Below are 840 nucleotides of genomic sequence, written 5' to 3'. Positions count from 1 at the left end.
GGCGTCGTCGCCGACCGCCGCTGACCCCGCAAGCACCCCGAAACAAAATGTGGGAGCGAGCCTGCTCGCGAAGGCGTCTTAACATCCAACATCATCGTTGATTGTCAGACCGCTTTCGCGAGCAGGCTCGCTCCCACAGTTGATGGCAATGAAAGGGAAGTTCATGAATAAAAAACTACTGGATGAGACAAGCAAATTTCTCAGCTTCGTGTTGCGTCACCAGCCTCAAGCGATTGGTCTTACGCTGGATTCGGATGGCTGGGCAAATATCGACGCACTGATCAGCGGCGCGGCGCGTGATGGCAGACATTTAAGTCGTGAGCTGATTGAAAACGTCGTAACCAGCAGTGACAAGAAGCGTTTTACGATTTCCGCTGATGGCCACTGTATACGCGCTGTTCAAGGCCACTCGACGAAAAGCGTTGATCTGCAATTCGAGCAGAAACAGCCACCGCAAACGCTCTACCACGGAACAGCGACGCGTTTTCTCGACTCGATCAACGAACAAGGCTTGATTCCAGGACAACGCCATCAGGTGCATCTGTCCGATGAGATCGCCACCGCGTCGGCCGTGGGTCAACGCTACGGAACGCCAGTCGTTCTGAAGGTTGCCGCGAAGCAGATGGAAGAACAGGGCTTCAAGTTCTATCAGGCCGAAAATGGCGTCTGGTTGACAGAGCAGGTGCCCGCTCGATTTCTTGCCCCCCTGTAATCTCCTCATACACAAAATAATTGTGGGAGCGAGCCTGCTCGCGAAGGCGTCTTAACATCCAACATCATCGTTGATTGTCAGACCGCTTTCGCGAGCAGGCTCGCTCCCACAGTTTTTATTGCGTGATG

1 protein-coding gene is annotated in these 840 nt (G+C 53.8%); it reads left to right on the top strand.

Annotated features, from left to right (window positions below; genetic code table 11):
* Positions 1–163: 163 nt before the first annotated feature.
* The gene (locus tag V8J63_RS27680) at positions 164–712 is read left to right on the top strand and encodes an RNA 2'-phosphotransferase (RefSeq protein ID WP_336464965.1); all 549 of its coding nucleotides are present in this window, start codon (positions 164–166) and stop codon (positions 710–712) included.
* Positions 713–840: the final 128 nt, after the last annotated feature.

The sequence above is a fragment of the Pseudomonas sp. CCNWLW23 genome (genome assembly GCF_037095675.1).
Taxonomy (GTDB): Bacteria; Pseudomonadota; Gammaproteobacteria; order Pseudomonadales; family Pseudomonadaceae; genus Aquipseudomonas; species Aquipseudomonas atacamensis.
This window is presented reverse-complemented; position numbering and strand designations above follow the sequence as displayed.